Here is a 1,190-nt window from a genome sequence, read left to right as displayed (position 1 = left end):
GGGTTAGGGTGGGGTAAAAAATATTTGATACATCAACCATAACTTTTCAAACACCCTCTTAGCCATACTCCTGAATGGGCGCAAGCCCTGCGCCCCTGCCTCTTGCCTTGCTATAACGACAATTTTCAGTATAGATAAGATATATGAAGAATATGGGCAAATAGATAATCACAGTATTAAAGTACAAATGTCACCGATTATAAAGATTGAAAAAAAGGAGCTATAGTATTATGGCTATCTCCAAAATGTTTGCTGATATGGCTCAGTTTATTTCTGAAGCCTTCATGCGGATTTTCACCCCTGCTAATGATGCCTATCCTGTGATTGGGGTACAGCCCTTTACAGGGAAAATATATAAAAAAGGTAAAGCAGCTTGGTAACACTGAAGATTTTCCTCCATCCTAAAAGTAGGGACATGGTAAAAATTTTGATACCATGTCCCTGTTTTTAATTGATTCTAACCGCCTATTTCTTGCAGCATTGCTTGTATTCTTGCAGCACCTTCCGCGTCATTTCCCTGCTGATATAAATCTAATGCCTTTTTGAAAACTTTGTTTGCTTGTGTCGTTTGTCGTCGTTGTTTAAACATAGAACCAATTAACTCATAGGTGCGGGGATTATTTTTATCTAAATTAATTGCTTGTTCATAAGCCCACATGGCTGATTGATAATCACCTAAGCTAGTTTGAGCAACTCCTAATCCTAAATAAGCGTTGAGATTATTCCGATTTAACTGGATAGCCCGACGGTAAGCTTCTTTTGCGCCTTTGTTATCTTTTGTACTACTTTTCAGATAACCAACAGCATAGTAAAAATCACTATTATTAGGATTAATGGCAATAGCTCGACGATAAGCATCTAAAGCGGAGGTGAAATTGCCTTGTTGAGTATATAAGTAGCCAATCCCAGCATAAATTCTTTCATTTTTGGGATCTAATTTTGCGGCTTTTTGATAAACTGCGATCGCTCCATTATAATCTTTAGAATCTACCAGTCTTTTCCCCTCATCTATCAAGTTTTTCAACTCTGGATTATTCACCTGTGTCAGTAGGACATCAGCTTTTGCTACTACAGGTGTGCTAGTAAATAAACATCCTAATAATAAGGCAGTTAACAGGACTGATGTTTTTTTGTACATAGTAAATTTTCCTAAATTTTCTTAACCCGTTTTTATTCTGTCTCTTATACAA

Annotated in this window: 2 protein-coding genes; one reads left to right on the top strand and one right to left on the bottom strand. The window is 36.8% G+C overall.

The genetic code is table 11. The features are described 5' to 3' along the window. Window positions 1–230 precede the first annotated feature (230 nt). Window positions 231–380, top strand: coding sequence for a hypothetical protein (locus IQ228_RS26170; protein WP_027402426.1), 150 nt, complete (start codon window positions 231–233; stop codon window positions 378–380). Window positions 381–457: 77 nt separating this feature from the next. On the opposite strand, the gene IQ228_RS26165 is transcribed toward IQ228_RS26170, so the two are convergent. Further along, window positions 458–1,138: a tetratricopeptide repeat protein gene (locus IQ228_RS26165; protein WP_027402425.1), complete on the bottom strand. Its 681-nt coding sequence runs from the start codon at window positions 1,136–1,138 to the stop codon at window positions 458–460. Between the last annotated feature and the right edge of the window lie 52 nt (window positions 1,139–1,190).

Source organism: Dolichospermum sp. LEGE 00246 (assembly GCF_015207865.1).
In the GTDB taxonomy this organism is placed as follows: Bacteria; Cyanobacteriota; Cyanobacteriia; order Cyanobacteriales; family Nostocaceae; genus Dolichospermum; species Dolichospermum heterosporum.
Note: the sequence above shows the minus strand (reverse complement) of the source record. Positions and strands in the feature narration are given on the sequence as shown.